Genomic DNA, 23,117 nt, shown 5'->3' with positions numbered 1-23,117 from the left:
GAGGTATGCAGTATGGATTCCAGTGGGCAAGACGTAAAAGCGCGCGGGGCGCTGATTGCCGGTGCAAGTAGGGGCATCGGTCGTGCTCTGGTTGAAACCCTGTTGCAGCGCAACGATTTCGATTGTGTGTTTGCGGTGGCACGAAACTGGGACGGCCACTCGTTTCCAGCCGATTCCAGGTTGCATACTATCAGCGCGGATCTGACTGACGATGCCGCGCGTGACGCTCTGGCGTTAACGCTGTCAACGCACTGCAAGCAGCTTGACCTGGTGATCAACACGGTCGGGTTTCTTCATGAGCCGGGTGGCCAGCAGCCGGAGAAAAGCCTGAAGCAACTGAATATGGCTGCACTTCAACACAGTTTCTCGATCAATGCCGGCGTGCCGATTCTGCTCGCGCAGGCGCTGCTGCCGCTGCTACGTGGCCATCGCCATTGTGTGTTCGCCTCGCTCTCAGCTCGGGTAGGCTCAATTGGCGATAATCGGCTGGGTGGGTGGTATGCCTACCGTGCCAGCAAGGCCGCGCAAAACATGCTGATGCGCACCTTTGCCGTCGAATGGAAGCGTTTGAACCGCGACAGTGTTTGCCTATTGCTGCATCCGGGCACGACCGATACGGAGCTGTCTGCCCCCTTCCAGGCCAATGTGCCGGAGGGCAAGCTGTTCACCACAGAGTTCGTCGCAGAGCGATTGCTGGCGGTGATAGCCCAGCGCTCAGCGGCCGATACCGGTAATTTTTACGCCTGGGATGGGGAGCCGATACCCTGGTAGGAAGGCTGTCGAGGCCGCTTCAGCCGGCCTCGGCCTGTTCGAGAACCTCGAGTTCTTCATGGCCTTCCAGCCAGCGCTCCTCCAGCTGTTCGACTTTCTGAGTGCAGTTTGCCTGGCGAGCCAGTACCTGCTTGAGCTGGTCCTTGCGGTCGGCGCCGTACAGATCGGTATCAGACAGTTCTTCTTCGATACTGGAGAGTTCCGTCTGTGCTTTGGCCAACTCCTTCTCCAGTTTCTCGATCGCTTTTTTCAGTGGTGCAAGACGCTGTCGGCGTTCAGCGGCTTCTCGGCGCTGGGTCTTGGCGTCAGGTCTGTCGTCCGTGACGCTGGCGTCGCCATTGGCGGCTCTCAGTTCTTCCTGTTGTTGCTGGCGGAAGCGCGCCAACCACCTCGTATAGGTATCGAGATCGTCGCTGTAGGTTTGCAGCCGCCCGTCGGCTACAAGCCAAAGCTCATCGGTGGTGTCGCGAATCAGTGCACGGTCGTGGGATACCAGTAGCATTGCCCCTTCAAAGCGCTGTAACGCCAGAGTCAGTGCGTGGCGCATTTCCATGTCCAGATGGTTGGTAGGCTCGTCAAGCAGGAGCAGATTGGGTTTCTGCCAGGCAATCAGTGCAAGGGCCAGACGGGCCTTTTCGCCACCGGAAAAATTCAGTACGGGCTCTTCGGCCCGAGCCCCATGAAAATCGAAGCCGCCGAGGAAGTTGCGCAGGCCCTGCTCGCGTTCCTGCGGTGCTATTCGGGCCAGGTGTAGCAGGGGGCTTGCCTTCGCGTCGAGGCTGTCGAGCTGGTGCTGGGCAAAATAGCCAATTGCCAGATGCTCGCCCGTTTTCAATTCTCCGCCTATCAGTGGCAGAGTGCCGGCCAGTGTCTTGATCAGCGTCGACTTGCCTGCGCCGTTCGGGCCCAGCACACCTATCCGTGCGCCAGGTACGAGCTGCAATTTGACCTGCTCGAGTATTTGCGTGTCGGCATAACCGAGTACGCCCTGGTGGAGGTCGACCAGGGGGCTGGACTGGTGATCGGCCTCGCGAAAGCTGAAGGAGAAGGGCGAGTCGATGTGCGCCGCTGTCAGCGTTTCCATGCGCTCGAGCGCCTTGATCCGGCTTTGTGCCTGCTTGGCCTTGGTCGCCTGCGCACGAAAACGGGCGATGTACTTCTGCATGTGCTCGCGTTCAGCCTGTTGTTTTTCGAAAGCGGCCTGCTGCTGGGTCAGGCGCTCTGCGCGGGTGCGCTCAAATTGCGTGTAGCCACCGCGGTACAGGGTGAGCTGTCGACCTTCCACATGCACGATATGGCCAACCACTGCATCGAGAAAGTCCCGATCGTGGGAGATCAGAATCAGCGTTCCCGGGTAGGCTCGCAGCCAATCTTCCAGCCAGAGAATGGCGTCCAGGTCCAGGTGGTTGGTTGGTTCGTCCAGCAGTAGCAGATCCGATGGACACATCAGCGCCTGGGCCAGGTTGAGGCGCATCCGCCAACCACCCGAAAAATCACCGACCAGAGCGGTACATTGTTCACTCGAAAAACCCAGGCCGGCGAGCAGCGTGCGGGCCCGGCTGTCGGCACTGAAGCCGTCGTGGGCTTCCAGCTCTGCGTAAAGGGTGCCGAGGGCGTGGGCGTCCTCCCGTTCCTGCGCGCTTTGCAGACGGGTTTCTATATCACGCAGGCGCTTGTCGCCGTCGAGAACATAGTCCACCGCACGGCGTTCCAGGTTCTCGATTTCCTGTTGCATATGCGCGATTCGCCAGTCTGCCGGAAGCGAACAGCTGCCGGCGTCTGTGCTCAGCTCGCCGCGCATCAGCGCAAAAAGACTCGATTTTCCTGCCCCATTGGTGCCCAACAGGCCGACTTTCTGGCCCGGGTGCAAGGTGAGGTTGGCGTTTTCCAGGAGGCGCAATGGCCCACGCTGGAGCGTTAGAGATTCGATTTTGATCATGGCGCGAGTATATCAGCGCCCCGAGCCACTGTGATCATCCTTTGCCAGGGAGTAAGCTGGCCCCATGTTGCTCCGCGAAACAGCGCTAACCGATTACGTATCCCGTCTCTATCCCCACCCCGGGGTGGAGCCATTGCTTTTGCGGTTACAGAATGATCGAGACCTGGATGTACTGCTTCTGCTGGTAGCCTGTTGGCTGGGCTGCAGCGGCCGAGCGGCGGCGGTCGCAGATTGGCGTGCCATCTGTGACTGGCAAGCGCCGTGGCACAGGCAGATCATTGGCCCCCTGCGAGCCGCGAGAATCGCGGTGCGCGGGCTTGATGGTGATGCGCAGCTGTATTCGCAGATAAAAGAATGCGAACAAGCGGCGGAGTGGTCACAATTGCAGCGGTTGCAGATTGAGTGTCTGCGGCTGATACCTTCTGGTGACGCTGAGCCCGACTGTTTGCAGCATCTGATCAGTTGCTGCCTGGGGCAGGGAGTCTCGGCCAGTGAAGAGCTTCGGTTGACGCTGCAGCAGCTTGCTGATCTGGCCGCTGAGGTCGGTTGAGGGAGGCTCCCTGTCGGGGCTGCTGATCGGCCGGTGCCTGTTGGTTCATTTTTTAAAGTGTCAATAAATGTTGCGGTGCCCTTCAGCCAGCTCCCTGGTTGTCGATACTTTGCAGACCTACCTTCTACGCTCCGGTGCATCATGTTCAAACATTCCATACGCGCTCAGACGCTGGCACTTATTGCCTGCAGTCTGCTCCTCCTTACCGTCATCGCGTTGGCCAGTAGCGCCATCCTGGCGGCTGGCGTGAGCTCTTATCGGTCGCTTGTTGATGGGCCTGTTCAGGCCGCACAGCTGATCGAGCGGGCCAATAGTCAGTTCAAGACCCAGGTGCAGGAATGGAAGAACGTGCTCTTGCGGGGTCAGGATCCTGCGGCCCTCGACAAATACTGGACTGCATTCCAGGCTCAAGAGCAGGAGGTGCAGACGATTCTGGCCGAGCTCGTCGCTCTGGAGGGTGTGCAGGAGAAAACCACAGCCGCGGTCAACGAGCTGCGTGCCGAGCACCGACAGCTGGGAGAAGCTTATCGCAGAGGCTATCAGTCGTTCATGGCAGCCGGTCAGGATGCGCAAGCCGGTGATACCGCGGTGCAAGGGGTTGACCGGGCTGCATCAGCTCAGATGAATACGCTGGTCGCTGATCTGCGCGCCCATGCCGAAACACAGGCGGCTGGTATTGCTGCTGAAGCTGCCAGGGCAAGGCTGGTAGGTACACTGACCCTCTTGCTGGCGGGAATCCTGCTGACGTTGCTCAGTGTCTGGCGGATCGACCGCGCTCTTGTCGCGCCTATTCGCACACTGATAGACCAGGTAACCGCCCTCAGCCACGGACGAACGGGCAACAAGGCAAGCCTGAAACGGGATGACGAACTGGGTCATCTGGCCGAGGCCGCCAACACGTTGAACGACTTCCTTGCCGAGACTTTTGCCCAGTTGCGCAGTAGCACGGTCGAGCTTGACCAGGCCAGCGGTGAGCTCAACAGCGTTGCTACAACTATCGCCGGCGGAACCCGCGAGCAGTTCGATCGGACCGACCAGGTGGCTACGGCAATGCAGGAAATGTCCGCCACCGCGCAAGAGGTTGCCCGCCATGCCGGAACTGCGGCGACCTCAGCGGATGCTGCGGATAACGCTGCGCGTCAGGGTGAGGGGGTTATGCAGTCGACAGTGCGCAGTATTACCGAGATGCAGAGCGAGATAACCCGTACTGCCGGCGTCATAAACCGTCTCGCGGATGACAGTAGCCGCATAGGAAAGGTTCTTGACGTCATTCGCGGCGTTGCCGAACAAACCAATTTGCTGGCCCTGAATGCCGCGATTGAAGCTGCCCGTGCGGGTGAAGCGGGAAGAGGCTTTGCCGTAGTGGCTGACGAGGTCCGGACCCTCGCGCAGCGAACGGCCGCGTCAACTGCTGAAATCAACGAGATTATTGCAGCCGTTCAGCGCGGGGCTATCGAGGCTGCCCAAGCCATTGAGACTGGTCAGGAACGCAGTGATCAGGGTGTGCGCCTGGTAACCGAAGCGGGGGAGATGCTGCATGACGTGACGCGTGCCATTGAGGCGATCAGGGATATGAATCGTCAGATTGCAACCGCGGCTGAAGAGCAGAATGCGGTGGTAGACGATATTTCGCGTAACTTGACGGAGATTACCGAGATTGGCATGGCTAACCAGGAAAACATTAAGCGCACCGCCAAGGCCAGCGAGCGTTTGCATGTGCTTTCAACTGATCTGGGGAATATAACCAAACGCATCAGCGCCTGAGCCCCGCAGGGTTCAGGCATTGTGCGTGATCGGTCTGCAATCGATCAGGTGTTACTGCCTGATTCGGTCTTTTGCTCGCCAGGCCGGGTTGCGGCCGGCTTGCGGCTGCGTGGCTTGCGGGGTCGACTGGCAGCTTTGCTCGGAGGCTTTGGGTTGTTGCGCTTTTCGATGGCCAGGTCTGCCTGGCTCTCGATACGCTCCAGGCCTTTGGCAATACGCAGTGTCTGCCGTACGTCACCCTGAAGTTGCCGGGTATAGGTCTCCGCGGCGTTACGCGCATCCTGCAATTCGTTCAGCCCTGCCTGTAGGTTGGCTACTTTCTGTTCGCTCTTCTCGATAGCCTTGCGATCAGCTCCCGACGTTTGACGATTGCTCAGTTTTTCCTGGGCCTCGGCCAACTTTTCCTGCAGCTTGGCATGCTGGCGGGTCAATTTCTCCATGGCCTTGCGCGCATCTTTTTCCGCTTCGCGGCACGCATCGGCGAGATGCTCGTTCAGCGTGCGGGTAAGCGTCTGCAGCAGGTGCAGTGGGGTGATGACGGGGGCAGCTTGCTTGCCGTTATCTTTCTCTTTGCTTGTCACATCAAGCTCCGTTGCGTTCAGCTTGCGCTGAGTATGTCCTGGTGGGCGGTATGTAGTACTTCGATAAGGCAGTCTTCGAGCTCGAAACGCTCATGTAGCAGGCCGCCCAGTCGAAGCAGGCGTTCGTGCATCTGCTGTCGGTCATCATCCGATCCGGCCCGTCCGTACAGATCATTGAATTCAACTGCACTCTGGGTGATGGTCTCGATCCGGGGGTAGACCTGACGCGCAAGCGCCAGTCCGCCCTGGTCCTCGAAAGCCTCGGCTTCGTGGATCAGTTGCTCATAGACTTCGAAGTGACCTGCGGAAACGTAGTCGACGAGGACGTCGCAGAAGGATTCGAGGGTGGCCTGGCTGGCTTTGCCGGTTTCGGCAGCCTGGCGTAACTGGTTGTATTGCAGCACCAGTTGCTTGCGCTCTGCCAGCCAGCGGTCAATCAGTTTATGTACACCGCCCCAACGTTCCTGGGCTGTTGTGCAGCTCTCCAGCATGATCCACCTCTACTTGCAATTGGCTGGTTGGATCGATGCCAGACGGCGTCAATCCCTTGTAGATGGACAGCATAGGTCAGCCAAGGTGCCTGCATCAAGGCTTGATGAAGCTGAGGGTTACCTGGCCCAGCTCCACGCCCCATTTTGACATTGTCGCGCGGTTGAGCATGACCTTGTCATCGATCAGGTACATCCAGTCGTCAAAGTCGACCAGCCAGGTGCTGTCATCAACCTTGAGCCTCAGTGTGTAGCGCCAGTGAAAGGCATTGCCGGACACTTCGCCGACGGCCTCACCCTCCACATCGTCCGCGGTCCCGCGCCAGGTTCCATCAGATTGCTTCACCAGGGTCCAAACGCGACGCTCGGTGGAGCCGTCTGAGTAAGTGAAATATTCATCCAGCACGCCGGTGTCGCCTTCCCAGCTCCCCACCATGCGCACGTGGAAGCGTCTTACCAGCTCGCCATCACGCTTCTGGAACATGCCCCAGGCTTCCAGTTCGCCATTGAAATAATCCTGCAGGCGCAACTCCGGGGTTTCATTGGCATAGTGTTCCACGTCGGGGCTTGCGCAGCCCGCGAGGGCCAGGGCAAAGACAAAAGCGATGATCAGGCGCATGGGGTCTCCATTTCAGTCGTTACTGCGAAAGAGCTGTGTGAGTCCGAACAGGCTGAAGGCGATAAACGCTAGCAGCGTACCTTCGGCGATGCTGAGGCCGAGAAAAGTCCAATCGACCTTTGCGCAGTCGGCGGTGCCGTTGAACAGCATGTGCATGATGTCCTGGAGGGGCAGAACGTCAATCATGTAGTCCAGGCTCGGCAGGCAGGACGGTAGCTGGTCGGACGGCTGGTGCTGCAGCCAGACCTGGCGCCCGGCCACGGCGGCGCCGAGGATGGCAAACAAACTCACTCCGACTCCATAGAGGCGAGCTGCTGTGGGTCTGCGGGAGGTCGGCTCGGCGCTTGGGCTGTGTATCAGGGCGGCCAGGCACACCAGGCCGACAAGAACAAGTATTACGCGCTGAATGATGCATAGCGGGCAAGGTATCAGGCCAACAACATGTTCAAGATAGAGCGCAACGCCCATCAACAGAACGCATGTGATCAACGCAAGCAGATACAGGGGGCGGGAAGCAGGTAGGGCCATGGAATTTCCGTCTGTTCGAATAGGCAGGCGAATTACAGTAGATCAAGGAGTGCGGGCTGACAAGGATGTCGCAGGGCGGGGTTGTAACAACACCGGGCCGCCGAGTGGATGGGCCTGGCCGCGGTCCGCGCCGCAATCGAGCTATGCGGCACGGATCGTTTCAGCCATGGGCGGCTGACCGGGCGACTCAGTTCTTCTCGGCAGCTTCTGCCACACGGCGCTGTTCTGCCTGGGCAAACAGGGCGTCGAAGTTGACTGGTGACAGCATCAGGGGAGGGAAGCTGCCCCGGAGTACCAGGTTGTCAATCGCTTCACGGGCATAGGGGAACAGGATGTTCGGGCAGAATGCGCCAAGAGTGTGGCGCATGCCAGCCTCATCCAGGCCGCTGATAGCGAAGATGCCGGCCTGCTGAACTTCGGCGATGAAGGTGACATCGTCTTCGCCATTGGTAACGGTGGCGGACAGGCTGAGTACTACTTCATGTACGCCTTCCTGCAACTCGCTGTGGCGGGTGTTCAAATCCAGATTGACGTGGGGGTTCCATTGGGATTGAAACACCGCTGGCGCCTTGGGAGACTCGAAGGACAGATCCTTCACGTAGATACGCTGCAGCGTGAACTGTACCTGGGGCTGCTGATCCGCAGCGCCGTTGGCGCCCTGAGTGTTCTGGTTTTCTTCGGCCATGATGGGGTCCTTGTATTGTGGTCTTGTTAATAGTGTTAGCTGGCGAGCATGGCGTCGAGTTTGCCTGAGCGCTCAAGCGCTTGCAGCTGATCGCAACCGCCGACGTGGGTCTTGCCAATCCAGATCTGTGGTACCGAGGTCGCACCGCCGGCAAGGCGGGTCATTTCTGCCCGCACCTTGGGCTGACCATCGACGCGAATTTCGTTGTACTTGACGCCTTTCGCATCCAGCAACTGCTTGGCACGGATACAGAAGGGGCAATAGTTGCTGCTGTAGATCGTTACTTCTGACATGTTATTTCACCACTGGAAGGCTGTCGGCGCGCCAACTGCTCATGCCACCACTGAGGCGACTGACGTTGTCGTGTCCAGCTGCCTTGATCTGCTTGGCGCAGGATCCGGCGTGCTGGCCGCTCGCGCAGGCAAGAATGATCGGGCGCCCCTTGTACTTGTCGAGGTCACCCAGGCGAGTATTCAGACTGTCGTACGGGATGTTGATCGAGTCCACGATGTGACCGGCGGCATAATCCTTCTTGGAACGCAGGTCGACGACCACGGCGCTTTCGCGATTGATCATGGTGGTGGCCTGCTGAGTGGAAACAGTCTTGCCGGCTTTGCGGCCCTCGGTAACGATCAGCAGCGTGACTACCACCAGGAAGGCGACCGCCAGAAACGGATGATTGCCGAGGAACTCGGCGAACTGGGTAAAGAAATCGATAACGCGTTGCATGCGAGTACTTCCGGATAAATAAAGTCCGCCAGTATACACAGCAGGCGGCGGTGGCAGAACCATCCCTGCCGAATGGTACGCGGGGCGTTGCAGCATGACAGGCTGGTGCCGGCGCAGTAGACTGTGGGCATCGCGTCTGCCCGGCCGTCATGCGGCCAGGGCTGCTATCCGATCATTCAAATATTTTGTGAGTCGCCTTCATGACAGATGCCCCCAAACCCCTGGTTCTGATGATTCTCGATGGTTTTGGCCACAGTGAATCGCCTGACTCCAACGCCATCATGGCCGCCCGCACCCCGGTATGGGACAAACTGTGGGCGCAGGCTCCCCATACGCTGGTGTCCGGCTCGGGTATGGACGTAGGGCTACCTGACGGACAAATGGGTAACTCCGAAGTAGGTCACATGAATCTGGGCGCTGGCCGGGTGGTCTATCAGGACTTCACCCGGGTAACCAAGGCGATTGCCGATGGCGAGTTCTTCGACAATCCGGCCATTGTCGAGGCAGTGGACAAGGCGGTTGCAGCCCAGGGCACCGTGCATATCATGGGTCTGGTCTCGCCCGGCGGCGTGCATAGCCACGAAGACCATCTGGTAGCGATGGTGGAGCTGGCAGTGCGACGCGGCGCCGACAAGATTGCCGTGCACGCCTTCCTTGACGGTCGGGATACCCCGCCGCGTAGCGCCAAGCCCTCCCTCGAGATGCTCGAACAGGCCTATAAGCGCCTGGGCAAGGGACGGACGGCTACGCTGATCGGCCGTTATTTCGCGATGGATCGTGATAATCGCTGGGAGCGTGTGGAATCCGCCTACAACCTGATCGCTGATGGTGAGGCGCAGTTTACCGCGGCAACCGCTGTGGACGGTCTGCTTGCCGCCTACGAACGTGAAGAGAACGACGAGTTCGTCAAGGCTACCCGCATTGGCGAGCCTGCACCGGTTGCTGACGGGGATGCACTGATATTCATGAATTTTCGTGCTGACCGCGCCCGGGAGCTGAGCCGCGCCTTTGTCGAACCTGATTTCAAGGGGTTTACTCGCCAGCGTCAGCTGCACATGTCCGGTTTTGTCATGCTGACCCGGTACGCGGCTGATATTCCGGCACCCTGTGCTTACCCGCCTGCTTCGCTGAACAATGTGCTGGGCGAATACCTGGCCAGTCAGGGCAAGACCCAGCTGCGGATTGCCGAGACGGAAAAATACGCCCACGTGACGTTTTTCTTCTCCGGCGGCCGTGAAGAACCCTTTGCAGGTGAAGAGCGCATTCTGGTTCCATCTCCCCAGGTGGCTACCTATGATCTGCAGCCTGAAATGAGCGCGCCAGAGGTCACTGATCGAATCGTCGAGGCGATTGATCAGCAGCGCTATGATGTGATTATCGTCAATTATGCCAATGGTGACATGGTTGGGCATACCGGCGATTTCGACGCTGCGGTCAAGGCTGTGGAGTGTCTTGATACCTGTATCAAGCGCATCTGCGAGGCCCTTGCCCGGGTAGACGGAGAGGCATTGATTACGGCTGACCACGGCAACGTCGAGAAGATGTCCGATCACGATACAGGTCAGGCACACACCGCACATACCTGCGAGCCGGTACCCTTTGTGTATGTAGGGCCGCGGCAGGTGAGCATGCGCGAAGGCGGCATACTGTCTGATGTGGCGCCAACCATGCTGACTCTGCTGGGTCTGCCCAAGCCGGCTGAGATGACGGGTCGATCGATTCTGACATTGGCCTCCTGAGACTCCGACATGCTCAAGCTCAGGCCGTTGCGCACACTTTCACAGCACTTTTGCACCGCTGCAGTGCTGGCAGCGCTGGTGTATAGCGCTCCGTTGACTGCGCAGGAGACCCAGACCGACTCCCGTGAGGCGAGAGCCGAGCTGAAACAGACCGAAGCGGAAATTGCACGGCTGAAAAAAATGCTCGAGAGCTTCGAGCAGGAGATGTCCGGTCTGGAGTCGCAACTCAAGCGCAGTGAAAGCGAGATTGGCAGGTTGCAGCGCGAGAGCGAGCAGATCGAGGAAAAGATCCGCCAGGGCGAAACCCGGGTTCGCGATCTGCGCGAGCAGGCAGCCGGTTTGCAGGTCGCACTGACTGGGCAGCAGGATCAGATCGCCAGGCAGGCACGCGCGGCTTATATGGCTGGGCAGCAGGATTATCTCAAGATGTTGCTCAACCAGGACGACCCTGCGCGCATGGCGCGCATGATGCGCTATTACCAGTATCTGAGTCGTGCTCGAATGACCGAAGTGACGCGCTATACCGATACCCTTGAGCAGATACGCTTGGCCAGCGCGCAGATTGTCGAGCAGCAGGCCCTTCTTGAAGAGCGCCGCGAGCGGCTCGCTGCCAATGCCACGGAGCTACAGTCTCAGCAGACCGCGCGCACCGGGCTGCTGGCAAATCTGCAGGGCAAGAGCCGTAGTCAGAGTGAAAAGCTGGCAACAGCTCAGGCTGAGCGTGCGGGCCTGGAAAAGCTTATCAAGTCCATTGATGAAACCATAACCAGCATCCCTACTCCCGCCGGCAGCCTGCCTTTTGCCAGCGCCAAGGGGAAGTTGCCATTGCCGGTCAAGGGCCCTATTCAGGCGCGTTATGGTAGCCAGCGTGGTGGCGATGCGCGGCTGAAGTGGGATGGTCTGTTGATCGGCGCATCCCAGGGCACTGCGGTACATGCCGTTCATGGTGGGCGAGTGGTATTCGCCGACTGGCTGCGTGGTTCGGGTTTGCTGGTAATACTTGATCACGGCAGTGGTTATCTGAGTCTGTACGGCCATAACCAGAGCGTGCTCAAGGACGTTGGTACCTGGGTGCAGCCCGGTGAGGCCGTTTCCACAGTTGGCGCCAGCGGGGGGCTCACGATGCCAGCTCTGTATTTTGCGATTCGCCACCAGGGCCGTGCACTGGACCCTGCGGCCTGGTGTATGCTGTCGGGGTGAAGTGCCGGCGGCCAAGACCTGCAAGTGCGTTTCCTGCCCTAGTCCGTAAACAAGCCCCTGTGTTGGGAGAGATCGATGACCGCTGTGCGTACCATGCTTGCCGCCTGCATCAGCCTGGCATTTGTTGTTGGGCCCGTGCTGGCCCAGGAAACAACCGCACCTGCTCCTGTGCCGGCACAGGCGCAGAGCCCGGCAGCCCCTCTGCCGCTGAACGAACTGCGGACTTTTGTCGAGGTAATGGAGCGTATTCGCACAGCCTACGTCGAGCCGGTTGATGATGCGACTCTGCTGGAGAACGCCATCCGCGGGATGCTCGATGGGCTTGACCCGCATTCTGCCTATCTGGAGCCAGAAGCATTCCGTGGGCTGCAGGATGCAACCAGCGGCCAGTTTGGCGGCCTGGGTATTGAGGTGGGTCAGGAAGATGGGTTCATCAAGGTCATCTCGCCTATCGATGACACGCCCGCCGCTCGTGCTGGTATCGAGGCTGGCGATCTGATCGTCAAGATTGATGGCGAGCCGGTAAAGGGTTTGACTATCATGGACGCGGTGGAAAAAATGCGTGGCGAGCCGGGCACCACCATCACTCTTACCGTGATTCGCGATGACGGCCGTCCATTCGAGGTCGAGCTGGAGCGGGCGGTGGTCAAGGTGGCCAGTGTGCGCACTGAGCAGCTGGATCCGGGTTACGCCTATATGCGGCTCACCCAGTTCCAGGTCAACACGGGCGACGAAGTGCGCCGCGAGCTTGAGAAGCTCAACGCGGATGGCGATCTCAAAGGGCTGGTACTGGATCTGCGTAATAACCCCGGTGGCGTGCTCCAGGCCGCAGTCGAGGTGGCGGACAGTTTTCTGGATTCAGGTCTGATTGTTTATACCCAGGGCCGGCTGAGCAACTCAGAGCTGCGCTTCTCTGCCACCAACACCGATCCGAGCATTGGCGTGCCAATGGTTGTCCTTATCAATGGCGGCTCGGCTTCGGCCTCCGAAATTGTTGCTGGCGCACTGCAGGATCATGGCCGTGCGGTCATCATGGGTACCAACACCTTCGGCAAGGGCTCGGTACAGACGGTCTTGCCGCTCAACAACGACCGCGCGCTCAAGCTCACTACCGCGTTGTATTACACTCCTGACGGACGTTCTATTCAGGCGCAGGGTATCGAGCCAGATATCAAGGTGGAGCAGGCCAGGGTGACCAGGGATGAAGCGGAGATGGGATTTCGCGAGGCAGATCTGGCAGGACATCTGTCGAACGAAACGGGTGTCGAGAGGCCCACTGTGCGCAAGCCCGCGGGTCCCGAGCGGTCTCAGGACGCCGACTACCAGTTGAATCAGGCGCTCAATCTGCTCAAGGGTCTGAATATCTCGCGCGCCAGAGGCTAGCGCGCCAGATAGCGTTCCAGGCGGTTGATCAGAGACGCATTTCAATGCCGCGGTCGGCCATGTACTGCTTGGCCTGGGTGATCGAATACTCGCCAAAATGAAAGATGCTCGCAGCCAGCACTGCATCGGCACCGCCGAGCTGCACGCCGTCAGCCAGGTGCTGCAGATTACCGACCCCGCCCGAGGCGATTATCGGGATATGCAGCCTGTCACTGATCGCCCGGGTGACCCCCAGATCGAAACCGCTCTTCATGCCGTCCTGATCCATGCTGGTTAGCAGGATCTCGCCCGCGCCCAGCTCCTGCATCTTGAAGGCCCACTCTACTGCGTCCAGGCCAGTTGGCTTGCGCCCGCCATGGGTAAAGATCTCCCAACGCGGGGTTGCCGCCCCCTCATCCGATACCCGTTTTGCATCGATGGCCACCACGATGCATTGGGAGCCAAACCGATCGGCAGCCTCGCCCACGAATTCGGGGTTGAATACCGCGGCGGTATTGATCGACACCTTGTCGGCACCGGCATTGAGCAGGTTGCGTATATCCTGAATGGTGCGAACGCCGCCACCGACAGTCAGCGGTATGAACACCTGGCTGGCCATGCGCTCGACAGTGTGCAGGGTGGTGTCCCGCTCCTGATGGCTGGCAGTGATATCGAGAAAGGTGATTTCATCTGCGCCCTGCTCGTTGTAGCGCCTCGCTACCTCGACCGGATCACCAGCGTCACGGATGTTTTCAAACTGCACACCTTTGACCACGCGACCATTGTCGACATCGAGACAGGGGATAATGCGTTTAGCGAGACCCATCGACTTTCTCCGAAAGCAGCTTCAAGCGGCAAGGCGGTTGGCCGTCCCCTTCAAGCTGCAAGATAATTCCATTGAGCGGCGCGCCCTAGCTTGTGGCTTACCGCTTGACGCTTGAAGCTGCTTTATCACACAGCGCCTGGGCCTCTGCCACATCAAGCGTACCTTCATAGATCGCCCGGCCGGTGATGGCGCCGACAATGCCTGGGGCGCCAGCATCCAGCAGTGTCTGGATGTCGCCCAGGTGATGAATGCCGCCTGAAGCAATAACCGGAATGGATGTGGCGTTGGCCAGTGCGGCTGTAGCTTCGACATTACAGCCCTGCATCATGCCGTCCTTGGCGATGTCGGTGTAGACGATCGCCGATACGCCATCTGCTTCGAAACGGCGCGCCAGATCGACTGCCTGAACGCTGCTTACCTCTGCCCAGCCGTCGGTGGCTACAAATCCGTCCTTTGCGTCCAGTCCGACAATGACCTTGCCCGGGAAGGCGCGGCAGGCTTCGGCAACGAATTCCGGTTGCTTGACTGCCTTGGTGCCGATGATCACGTAGCTGACGCCAGCGCGCACGTAGTGCTCGATTGTTTCCAGGGAGCGGATGCCGCCACCAATCTGGATCGGCAGGTCAGGATAGGCGCGGGCGATGGCAGTCACCACTTCGCCATTGACAGGCTTGCCCTCGAAGGCGCCATTCAGGTCGACCAGGTGCAGGCGGCGGCAACCAGCCTTGACCCACTTGGCGGCCATTGCCACAGGGTCATCGGAAAATACGGTGGCATCGTCCATCAGGCCCTGACGCAAGCGAACGCAGGCGCCGTCCTTGAGGTCGATAGCGGGGATTATAAGCATGACTTTTTCCTTTGGAAAAAGAGCTTCAAGCTTCAAGCCTCAAGCCTCAAGCGGGGTTGCTTGCAGCTTGCAGCTTGCAGCTTGCCGCTCGGGTTTCTACCAGCGACCATCCCATGCCAGAAAGTTCTGCAGCAACTGCAGGCCATTGGTATGGCTTTTTTCCGGGTGAAACTGGGTGGCAAACAGGTTGTCCTGAATCAATGCTGCGGCAAAGTCGGTGCCATAATGGCATCGCCCTGCCACATGGGTATGGCGTTGTGGTTGGGCGTGATAGCTATGTACAAAATAGAATCGCGCATCCTGTTCGATGCGGTGCCACATAGGGTGATCTATGGTCTGTTTGACCTGATTCCAGCCCATGTGCGGCACCTTGAGGCGCTGCTCGCCATCGTAGAGCTCATTCCCGAAAAAGCTCACTTTGCCGGGGATCAGGCCGAGGCCTTCTACCCCACCATTTTCCTCGCTGTGTTCGAGCAGCATCTGCATGCCCACACAAACCCCCAGCAGCGGCTTTTCGCGCACCACATCACGCACTACAGCATCAAGGCCGAGTTGGCGTAATTCGCTCATACAGTCGCGGATGGCGCCGACGCCGGGTAGTACAACCCGGTCGGCCGCCATGATGATTTGCGGGTCGCTGGTGACGTCCACACGGTTCGCGCCCACATGCTCAAGGGCTTTGGCGACCGAGTGCAGGTTGCCCATGCCGTAGTCGATGACTGCTACCTGACCTCCAGCCATGGGTTAAAGACACCCTTTGGTGGAGGGCATCATGCCACTCATGCGTGGGTCTTCCTCGACCGCCATCCGGATTGCGCGACCGAAGGCCTTGAATACGGTCTCGATCTGGTGGTGGGTATTCACGCCGCGCAGGTTGTCGATATGCACGGTGGTTTGCGAGTGATTGACGAACCCCTGGAAGAATTCACCGAACAGATCCACATCAAAACCACCCACGCTGGCACGGGTAAAGTCCACATGCATGTGCAGGCCGGGTCGCCCGGAGAAGTCGATCACCACGCGTGACAACGCCTCGTCCAGCGGGACGTATGCGTGGCCATAGCGGCGCAGGCCTTTCTTGTCACCCACCGCCTTGGCGAACGCCATGCCCAGGGTAATGCCGACGTCTTCCACCGTGTGGTGGTCGTCGATATGCAGATCGCCACGGGACTTGATGCTCATATCGATCAGCCCGTGCCGGGCGATCTGGTCAAGCATGTGCTCCAGAAAAGGGACACCGATGTCGAAGTCCGACTGCCCGGTGCCATCCAGGTTGATGTCGACTCTGACCTGGGTTTCCAGAGTGTTGCGCTCGACGCTTGCCTTGCGCTCCGCCATGGCTGTTTCTCCACTGAGTGATCTATCGAGGGTGGGCATTATACGTGCAGGCAGTGCGAGGGGCTACCGCGTACTGATTGCTTATGTGTATCGGGTCTATGGCTCTTCTCCCCGCATCCGAGTCAGGGCAGAATAACCTGATGACCGATATACAGACAGTGGTTGTGGGTGCCGGAGTAGTGGGGCTGGCGGTAGCGCAGAAACTGGCAGAAGCCGGGCACGAAGTATTGGTGCTCGAGCAGGAGGCCTGGCCGGGACAGCATGCGTCCAGCCGAAACAGCGAGGTGATTCACGCCGGGCTGTATTATCGACCTGGCTCGCTCAAGGCCAGGTTATGCGTGCAGGGGCGCGATCTCTTGTACCCCTGGTGTGTCGAGCATGGCGTGCCGCATCGGCAAATCGGCAAACTTCTGGTAGCGGTTGAGGAGGCAGAAGTGCCGGTTTTACGGGCGCTACAAGCCAATGCCGCGGACTGCGGCACCCGGCTTGAGTGGCTGGATGCGGATGCTGTGGTGCGGGCCGAGCCGGAGGTCAGGGCGGTTGCCGGTCTTTTTTCACCCCTGACCGGTATTGTTGACAGCCATGCTCTGCTTCAATCGCTGGAGGCTTCTCTGCAGTCAGCTGGCGGGATGGTCAGTTATCGCACACAGGTGACGGGAGTGGCGCCAGGTGCAAGCGGATTTCTGGTGCGCGGACGTAGCGCAGGCGAGTCGTTCAGTCTGCGCTGCCGGTATCTTATCAACGCGTGCGGCGTATTTGCCCAGCAACTGGCTGCATGCATCGAGAATCTGCCAGCCAGCACCGTACCTGCACTGCATTTGTGCCAGGGTCGCTATCTGGCTTACAGCGGGAACTCGCCGTTCAGTCATCTGGTCTACCCCGTGCCTGCAGCCAACACCTCTGGTCTGGGCGTGCACGCCACCCTGGATCTGGCCGGCCAGGTTCGTTTCGGACCTGATGTGAAATACCTTACGCGAATCGATTACGACGTCGAAGACGGGCTGGTTGATGAGTTTGCCCGGGCGGTCCAGCGCTACTGGCCAGGCTGCAAGCCGGATCGGCTGGTGCCAGGCTATGCCGGTGTGCGGGCCAAGCTCAGCGGACCGGGAGATGCCCCGGCCGACTTCGTCATACAGGATCATCGGGAGCATGGTATAGAGGGGCTGATCCAGTTGTTCGGCATAGAGTCGCCCGGCCTGACCGCAAGCCTGGCATTGGCCAGGGAAGTGGTCATGCGTCTCGACAAGCTCTACCCTATGACAAAGGCCCCGATGGCCTGAACTGTTTACAAGGAATACCCATGAAAGCGCTTGCCAAGGTCCTGGGACTGGTTGTGTTCGGCGTGTTGTTGCTCGCCGTCGCTCTGTTGTTTTTCCTGACCCGGATATTCGACCCCAACGATTACAAGGACAATATTCGTGAAATCGCCCGCGAAAAGGCCAACGTCGAGCTGACCCTTGGCGGTGACATTGGCTGGTCCCTGTTCCCCTGGCTGGGAATCGAGCTGAAACAGGTCGGGGTAACACCGGTTGATCAACCAGATCAGTCGCTGGCCGAGGTGGGTAGTCTCGGGCTCGGAGTAGAGGTGCTGCCATTGCTGCGCCGGGAGCTGCGCTTCAGTGATGTCATCCTCAACGACGTCAGTCTCAACCTGGTCAGAAATGCTGACGGCCAGGGCAACTGGGAAACGGTAGGTCCGCAGACCAGAGAACATGCCGACACCGGATCAGGCTCCGTAGAGGCACCTGATACCCAGAGAGAAGAGCTGGATATAGCGGTGCAGAGTGTGAATATCACCAACGCCCGGATTCTCTATGAGGATCGCGAAACCGGCCAGAGTGTGCAGCTTAACGACGTCAATCTGGAAACAGGTGCGCTGGTTGAAGGGCAGCCGTTCGATATCGCCTTTATCGGTTTGTTGACGACTGAGCAGCCTGCCATGCGCATGCGAATTGACCTGCAGACCGTTGCGCAGTTTGATCTGGGACTTGAGCGCTATCAGTTCGATGCCATCGATCTCAAGCTGGATGCCAGTGGCGCGCCATTTTCGGGTAGGGCAGTTTCTCTGCAGCTGCAGGCCGACAGCGTGGTCGATCTCGGCGCCCAGGTGGCAGAACTGAATCAGGTTCGGCTGTCGCTGGCAGATCTGCGCGCAACGGGGGCAATCAAGGCTACACAGCTGGATCAGGATATGCAGCTGGCCGGCAGGCTGGACGTAGCAACTTTCAATGCCCGCTCACTGATTGAGGCGTTTGGGCAGGAGATTCCGGAAACGGCGAATCCGCGAGCGCTGGAAGAAGTATCCATGGCAGCCAATCTGGTTGGCTCGGCCACCAGCCTTATGTTCGAAGACCTGCAGTTGCAGGTCGACGGCAACGAATTTACCGGCAGTATGGGGCTGGCAGATCTCGAGCGTCAGGCGCTCCGGTTCAGGCTTACGGGCAATCGCCTTGATCTCGACGACTACCTGCCACCTGTCGATGAGGACGCCGCGCAGGAGCCAGCGGGCACCAGTGGGGGCAGCAAGTCGGAGTCTACGCCTATGGCCTGGAGCGATGAGCCAGTCCTGCCGTTGGGGCTGATCGCAGAGCTGGATGTGGATGGCAGTTTGGACATGCAGGAAGTCGTATTGACCGAGCAGGTCATCAGGCCATTCAAAGCTGCTGTTCAGGCCCGGGGAGGCATGGTGAACATCAGTCGGTTCGAAGGCGGCGTGTTTGGTGGCGACTTTGCTGTGACCGGGCAAATTGATGCGCGCACGCGACCTGTGACCCTGAGCGCGAAGAAAAAACTTGCAGGTATGAACTCGATAGCCATTCAGGAGGCCTATGACGTTGCACCCCAGCTGCGTGGAGCCATCAACCTGGATATGGATGTGCGCGCCACTGGCAATAGTATGCAGCAGTGGATGTCGAGTTTGAATGGTCGGGCCAGCTTCGATGTGAACGACGGCGCATTACTCGGGATTAATCTCGAACAACAGCTCTGTCAGGCGATTGCACTGGTCAATCGTGAGCCCCTGGGCGCCCCCGTGGGTTCACAGGACACTCCGTTCAGCGCCTTGAAGGGTAATTTCCGTATCGTTGACGGCACAGTTATCAATGAGAACCTGGTGGCCGATCTGCCGGGCATCACCGCAAAGGGCCGCGGTGAAATCGTCCTGCCGACTCAGCGTCTGGACTACCGCCTGGGTCTGGTTCTCAAGGGCGACAACATCGAGATGCCTGACTCGGCTTGTCGGGTCAATGAGCGCTATGTCGGCGTTGAGTGGCCGATCCGTTGTAGCGGCTATCTGCATAACGCTGCCAGCAGCTGCGGGGTTGATACCGAAGCGGTTACTCAGCTCGCTGGTCAGCTTCTGGGCAATGAAGCAAAGCGCAAACTGGGCGACAAGTTGGAAGAAAAGCTGGATCAGCAGGCGCCAGCCGTCCGTGACGCGCTACGTGGCTTGTTCGGCCAGTGACCGAGCCAACCTTCGCCGAGGCCGTGCTGGGTTGGTATGACCTGCACGGCCGCAAGGATCTGCCCTGGCAGCAGAACATGACTCCCTACCGCGTCTGGGTGTCAGAAATCATGCTGCAGCAAACCCAGGTAGCCACGGTGATTCCTTACTATGAGCGGTTCATGCAGGCGCTGCCGGATGTGCAGGCTTTGGCTGCAGCTCCGGCAGATGAGGTGTTACATCTGTGGACCGGTCTCGGCTATTACAGTCGGGCCCGCAACCTGCACAAGGCCGCCAAGCGGGTGGTCGATGAATACGCTGGGGAGTTTCCCCTTGATCTGCCCCTCTTGATCGATCTTCCGGGTATCGGGCCGTCCACAGCGGGTGCGATTGCCAGTCTGAGTATGGGCTTGCGCGCCCCCATCCTGGATGGCAACGTCAAGCGGGTGCTGGCGCGCTTTCATGCCGTGCAGGGCTGGCCGGGCGAAAAGGCAGTTCACGACCGGCTGTGGGCGATAGCTGAAAGCCACACGCCTCACTCCCGGGTCAATCACTACACCCAGGCGATGATGGATCTGGGCGCAACCCTGTGTACGCGGAGCAAACCATCGTGTCTGATATGCCCGCTGCAGGCTGGCTGTCAGGCTCGCATGCTGGGCGAGCAAACTGCGTATCCGCAACGCCGGCCGCGCAAGAGTATTCCGGTACGCAAGTGCCTCATGCCCCTGCTGGTTAATCCCTTGGGCGATGTCTGGCTGCAACGCCGCCCCGACAGCGGGCTCTGGGGCGGTCTCTGGTGTCCGCCGCAGCTGGATGATCACAGGCAGCTCGAGGCTCTTATCGCCCGTGAGGGCTGGCAGGCGGCCGAACCTCAGGTGCTGGAGCCATTACGGCACACCTTCAGCCACTTCCATCTGGATATCCAGCCACTGCTGATCAGAGTTGAGCATGGTCATGGCGTGGCCGAGAGCGGGCAGGTCTGGTATAACCTGCGCCAACCTTCCCGTCTGGGGCTGGCCGCACCGGTCAAGAAACTGCTTCAGCGGGTCGAATCGATTATCTGAATTCATCGTGGAGGATTGCCCATGACCCGTATGGTGATGTGCCGCAAATATCAGCAGGAACTGCCTGGCCTTGATCGGCCGCCTTATCCGGGCGCCAAGGGGGAAGCGATCTTCACGGATGTCTCGAAAAAAGCCTGGGACGAATGGCAGGCCCACCAGACGATGCTGATCAATGAGCGCCGCTTGAACATGATGGATGCCGAGGACCGCCGCTTCCTGCAGGGAGAGATGGACAAGTTTCTCGCCGGCGAAGATTACGCCCAGGCCGACGGTTACGTGCCTCCTGTGGAATGACAATCGGGTAAGCGGCTGAAAGAATGGCAAATAATTTGTGCGGCCGCTTGACAGCTAAGGTCTTAAACCGTTTAATAGCGCCCCGTTGCCCAGATAGCTCAGTTGGTAGAGCAGAGGATTGAAAATCCTCGTGTCGGCGGTTCGATTCCGTCTCTGGGCACCATCTTTTTTTAAAAAACTCGCCGAATGGCGAGTTTTTTTTTGCCTCGGGTTTTTGCAGGCTACATCCTGTTGCGCCGGAAAACTCAGTCGGGAATGTGGCTCGGTAGTGGGCAGCGGAACTTTGGCACCCACCATTGTCTAGAGTCCTGTCGGTGAGTTTTCGCTTGCTGACTCGCAAGAAGATCTGGTTTGCACAATGGATATAGTCTAGTGACCGACAAAATCGACAATACCCAATTCGACCGCCTTCAGACCGGTGTACCCGGGCTCGACGAAATCCTCTGTGGTGGCTTGCTGCCCCAGGCGGTATATATCGTGCAGGGCGGGCCCGGCGAGGGGAAGACGATTCTCGCCAACCAGTTCTGCTATTACCGCGCCAAGCTGGGCGAGCGCGCCCTGTACGTCACTCTCCTGGCTGAGACTCACAACCGGCTCTTGCGTCATCTGCGCAAAATGGATTTCATGGCGGATACCGGCGATCAGCAATCGGTATTTTACGGGAGCGCCTTTGATACCTTGCGTCAGGACGGGCTGGAGGGGGTACTGCGCTTTCTCATGCGCAACGCCAAAAGCCATGACGTATCGACGATCGTTGTTGACGGCCTGTTTGCGCTGGAAGAATCCGCTGAAACGGAGCGCAGCTTCCGCGAGTTCATCAATGATCTGGCGGCATTTGCTGACATCAGTGGTTCTACGGTTTTGTTGTTAACCAACAGCGAGCGCAGCACAGGCAGTCCCGAATTCACCATGGTGGACGGCTGGATAGAGCTCAATAGCGGCGAGCTGGAGTGCCGGAGCTTTCGTTACATTCGCGTGCACAAGCTACGCGGTAGCGGCTTTGTCGCCGGGCGTCACATGACTCGAATCAACCAGCAGGGCTTTCACGTCTACCCGCGCCTTGAGTCTGTTGCTGGCGATGCCAGGGCCGTGGCAATGCGGGAGGAGCGAGTCTCCAGCGGTGTGCCGAGTCTGGATGAGCTGATTGAGGGTGGTTTTCCCTACTCCTCCAGCACAGCTCTGGTCGGCCCCACCGGTATCGGCAAGACTTCCCTTGGGTTGGCATTTATCTGTCAGAGTACAGTCGAGGAGCCAGGCCTGCTGTTTGGCTTTTATGAAGACAGCATTCGGCTGGAGCGCCGCGCGGCTGCTTTGGGGCTGGATCTGGCCAGTCTGCTGGAGTCGGGCGCTGTAGAAATATTGAATTACCCGCCGACCGAGCAGATTGTCGATCACTTGGCTGAGGATATGCTTCACGCCGTCCGCCGCCGGGGGGTGAAAAGATTGTTTGTCGATGGGGTGGACGGATTCCGCCAGGCGGCTGTCTACCCATTGCGCACGGGACGATTTCTATCGGCCCTGATCAGTTGTTTGCGCGCCGACGGTGTGACCACCGTATTTACCGCCGAGCTCCCAGAGCTCATGGGTGGTGAGAACGCAATGCAGTTCACCGCCATCTCGGCGGTAGCCGAAAATATTCTGCTGTTGCGCTACGCGGAGCTGGACGCCACGCTGCATCGCACTCTGGCGGTAATGAAAATGCGTGAAAGTTCCTTTGCACCCTACGTCTTCGAGTTTCACATAGGCCAGGACGGCTTCCAGATTGATAGCCGAATGAGCGGGACCGAGGGTGTCATATCAGGCCTCCCACATCGGCAGGGCCGCGGGGAAAACACCGATGGCTGAAGCCGCTGGCAAGTCTGGCAAGCCACTTATCCTGCTGGCAGAGGACGAGCGTGCAATCAGGAAGGTAATGGAAATTCTTCTTGAGAGTGAGGGCTACGATGTCATGTGCGCGCAGCACGGGATTGCAGCCCTCGATATTCTTCTGACCGTCACGCCGAGCCTGGTCATTACCGACTACATGATGCCGGAAATGGATGGCGCAGAGCTTTTGCGTGCTATTCGCGGAAATGCCCGACTCAGCGCCATTCCTGTGCTGTTGATGAGTTCGGCTGTTCCGACGGATCTGCCTGATCATCATTTGGCCGACCAGACCTTTTTGAAAGGTGGTGAGCTGGAATCACTGCTCGCGATAGTCGCCTCCTTGGTTGCCCACGGCGCCCCACCGTCGACCGAGCCTGCCTGAACAGCACCGTAATCGTGCGGTTCTCGTTCGCATTCGCTCATTGAGTATTTTTCCTGGCACCGTTAGAAGGGGGCTGCAGGCTCTCGGATGAATGTGGACAACA

24 protein-coding genes and 1 tRNA gene are annotated in these 23,117 nt (G+C 59.1%); 13 read left to right on the top strand and 12 right to left on the bottom strand.

The features are described from left to right. The first annotated feature begins 12 nt into the window (after positions 1-12). Positions 13-771: an SDR family NAD(P)-dependent oxidoreductase gene (locus FZF01_RS00885; RefSeq protein ID WP_150276218.1), complete on the top strand. Its 759-nt coding sequence runs from the start codon at positions 13-15 to the stop codon at positions 769-771. Between the two features lie 19 nt (positions 772-790). On the opposite strand, the gene FZF01_RS00880 is transcribed toward FZF01_RS00885, so the two are convergent. Next, entirely contained in the window at positions 791-2,710 is a 1,920-nt protein-coding gene (locus FZF01_RS00880) for an ATP-binding cassette domain-containing protein (protein WP_150276217.1), read from the bottom strand. A 64-nt stretch (positions 2,711-2,774) separates the two neighbouring features. Between FZF01_RS00880 and FZF01_RS00875 the strand changes: the two genes are divergently transcribed. Both FZF01_RS00875 and FZF01_RS00870 read left to right on the top strand, forming a co-directional pair. Further along, the gene (locus FZF01_RS00875) at positions 2,775-3,260 is read left to right on the top strand and encodes a TIGR02444 family protein (RefSeq protein WP_150276216.1); all 486 of its coding nucleotides are present in this window, start codon (positions 2,775-2,777) and stop codon (positions 3,258-3,260) included. A 141-nt stretch (positions 3,261-3,401) separates the two neighbouring features. Beyond that, positions 3,402-5,024 (top strand): methyl-accepting chemotaxis protein, encoded by a 1,623-nt coding sequence (locus tag FZF01_RS00870; RefSeq protein WP_150276215.1) that lies wholly within the window; start codon positions 3,402-3,404, stop codon positions 5,022-5,024. 44 nt (positions 5,025-5,068) lie between these two features. Here the strand turns inward: FZF01_RS00870 and FZF01_RS00865 are convergent, their stop codons facing one another. From FZF01_RS00865 to FZF01_RS00835, 7 genes are all read right to left on the bottom strand, one after another. Then, complete coding sequence (locus tag FZF01_RS00865) at positions 5,069-5,605, bottom strand: hypothetical protein (protein ID WP_150276214.1); 537 nt, start codon at positions 5,603-5,605, stop codon at positions 5,069-5,071. A gap of 17 nt (positions 5,606-5,622) precedes the next feature. After that, the gene (gene rsd, locus FZF01_RS00860) at positions 5,623-6,096 is read right to left on the bottom strand and encodes a sigma D regulator (RefSeq protein ID WP_150276213.1); all 474 of its coding nucleotides are present in this window, start codon (positions 6,094-6,096) and stop codon (positions 5,623-5,625) included. A gap of 94 nt (positions 6,097-6,190) precedes the next feature. Further along, positions 6,191-6,712: a DUF3833 domain-containing protein gene (locus FZF01_RS00855; RefSeq protein WP_150276212.1), complete on the bottom strand. Its 522-nt coding sequence runs from the start codon at positions 6,710-6,712 to the stop codon at positions 6,191-6,193. A gap of 12 nt (positions 6,713-6,724) precedes the next feature. Then, positions 6,725-7,240: a disulfide bond formation protein B gene (locus tag FZF01_RS00850; protein WP_150276211.1), complete on the bottom strand. Its 516-nt coding sequence runs from the start codon at positions 7,238-7,240 to the stop codon at positions 6,725-6,727. A 187-nt stretch (positions 7,241-7,427) separates the two neighbouring features. Continuing rightward, positions 7,428-7,925 (bottom strand): protein-export chaperone SecB, encoded by a 498-nt coding sequence (secB, locus tag FZF01_RS00845; RefSeq protein WP_150276210.1) that lies wholly within the window; start codon positions 7,923-7,925, stop codon positions 7,428-7,430. 35 nt (positions 7,926-7,960) lie between these two features. After that, entirely contained in the window at positions 7,961-8,218 is a 258-nt protein-coding gene (grxC, locus tag FZF01_RS00840) for a glutaredoxin 3 (RefSeq protein ID WP_150276209.1), read from the bottom strand. 1 nt (position 8,219) lies between these two features. Next, positions 8,220-8,654 (bottom strand): rhodanese-like domain-containing protein, encoded by a 435-nt coding sequence (locus FZF01_RS00835; RefSeq protein ID WP_150276208.1) that lies wholly within the window; start codon positions 8,652-8,654, stop codon positions 8,220-8,222. A gap of 200 nt (positions 8,655-8,854) precedes the next feature. On the opposite strand from FZF01_RS00835, the gene gpmI reads away from it, so the two are divergent. From gpmI to FZF01_RS00820, 3 genes are all read left to right on the top strand, one after another. Further along, on the top strand, positions 8,855-10,393 hold the full coding sequence (gene gpmI, locus FZF01_RS00830; RefSeq protein ID WP_150276207.1) for a 2,3-bisphosphoglycerate-independent phosphoglycerate mutase: 1,539 nt from the start codon (positions 8,855-8,857) through the stop codon (positions 10,391-10,393). A gap of 9 nt (positions 10,394-10,402) precedes the next feature. Further along, a complete protein-coding gene (locus FZF01_RS00825) occupies positions 10,403-11,593 on the top strand; it encodes a murein hydrolase activator EnvC family protein (protein WP_150276206.1) in 1,191 nt (396 codons plus the stop codon). Positions 11,594-11,668: 75 nt separating this feature from the next. Further along, positions 11,669-12,976 (top strand): S41 family peptidase, encoded by a 1,308-nt coding sequence (locus FZF01_RS00820; RefSeq protein WP_223825342.1) that lies wholly within the window; start codon positions 11,669-11,671, stop codon positions 12,974-12,976. Positions 12,977-13,004: 28 nt separating this feature from the next. Here FZF01_RS00820 and hisF read toward each other — a convergent pair whose 3' ends face one another. The 4 genes from hisF to hisB form a co-directional block, all read right to left on the bottom strand. Then, complete coding sequence (gene hisF, locus FZF01_RS00815) at positions 13,005-13,781, bottom strand: imidazole glycerol phosphate synthase subunit HisF (RefSeq protein WP_150276205.1); 777 nt, start codon at positions 13,779-13,781, stop codon at positions 13,005-13,007. 97 nt (positions 13,782-13,878) lie between these two features. After that, positions 13,879-14,628, bottom strand: a complete 750-nt coding sequence (gene hisA / locus FZF01_RS00810; RefSeq protein ID WP_150276204.1) for a 1-(5-phosphoribosyl)-5-[(5-phosphoribosylamino)methylideneamino]imidazole-4-carboxamide isomerase — start codon at positions 14,626-14,628, stop codon at positions 13,879-13,881. Positions 14,629-14,724: 96 nt separating this feature from the next. Beyond that, a complete protein-coding gene (hisH, locus tag FZF01_RS00805; RefSeq protein ID WP_150276203.1) occupies positions 14,725-15,369 on the bottom strand; it encodes an imidazole glycerol phosphate synthase subunit HisH in 645 nt (214 codons plus the stop codon). Positions 15,370-15,372: 3 nt separating this feature from the next. After that, positions 15,373-15,966: an imidazoleglycerol-phosphate dehydratase HisB gene (gene hisB / locus FZF01_RS00800; protein ID WP_150276202.1), complete on the bottom strand. Its 594-nt coding sequence runs from the start codon at positions 15,964-15,966 to the stop codon at positions 15,373-15,375. Positions 15,967-16,106: 140 nt separating this feature from the next. Here hisB and FZF01_RS00795 point away from each other — a divergent pair, with 140 nt between their 5' ends. The 7 genes from FZF01_RS00795 to FZF01_RS00765 all read left to right on the top strand — a co-directional run bounded on the left by FZF01_RS00795 (position 16,107) and on the right by FZF01_RS00765 (position 23,014). Then, the gene (locus tag FZF01_RS00795; protein WP_150276201.1) at positions 16,107-17,246 is read left to right on the top strand and encodes an NAD(P)/FAD-dependent oxidoreductase; all 1,140 of its coding nucleotides are present in this window, start codon (positions 16,107-16,109) and stop codon (positions 17,244-17,246) included. Between the two features lie 20 nt (positions 17,247-17,266). Further along, positions 17,267-19,429, top strand: coding sequence for an AsmA family protein (locus FZF01_RS00790; RefSeq protein ID WP_150276200.1), 2,163 nt, complete (start codon positions 17,267-17,269; stop codon positions 19,427-19,429). Beyond that, positions 19,426-20,472, top strand: coding sequence for an A/G-specific adenine glycosylase (gene mutY, locus FZF01_RS00785; protein ID WP_150276199.1), 1,047 nt, complete (start codon positions 19,426-19,428; stop codon positions 20,470-20,472). The genes FZF01_RS00790 and mutY overlap by 4 nt, the downstream gene beginning before the upstream one ends. Positions 20,473-20,493: 21 nt before the next feature. Beyond that, on the top strand, positions 20,494-20,766 hold the full coding sequence (locus tag FZF01_RS00780) for an oxidative damage protection protein (RefSeq protein WP_150276198.1): 273 nt from the start codon (positions 20,494-20,496) through the stop codon (positions 20,764-20,766). An 87-nt stretch (positions 20,767-20,853) separates the two neighbouring features. Further along, a tRNA-Phe gene (locus tag FZF01_RS00775) sits at positions 20,854-20,929 on the top strand. Between the two features lie 209 nt (positions 20,930-21,138). Beyond that, entirely contained in the window at positions 21,139-22,611 is a 1,473-nt protein-coding gene (locus FZF01_RS00770; protein WP_150276197.1) for an ATPase domain-containing protein, read from the top strand. Further along, a complete protein-coding gene (locus FZF01_RS00765) occupies positions 22,604-23,014 on the top strand; it encodes a response regulator (RefSeq protein ID WP_150276196.1) in 411 nt (136 codons plus the stop codon). The genes FZF01_RS00770 and FZF01_RS00765 overlap by 8 nt, the downstream gene beginning before the upstream one ends. The last annotated feature ends 103 nt before the right edge of the window (positions 23,015-23,117 follow it).

The organism is Halopseudomonas salina, from assembly GCF_008641105.1.
Note: the sequence above shows the minus strand (reverse complement) of the source record. Positions and strands in the feature narration are given on the sequence as shown.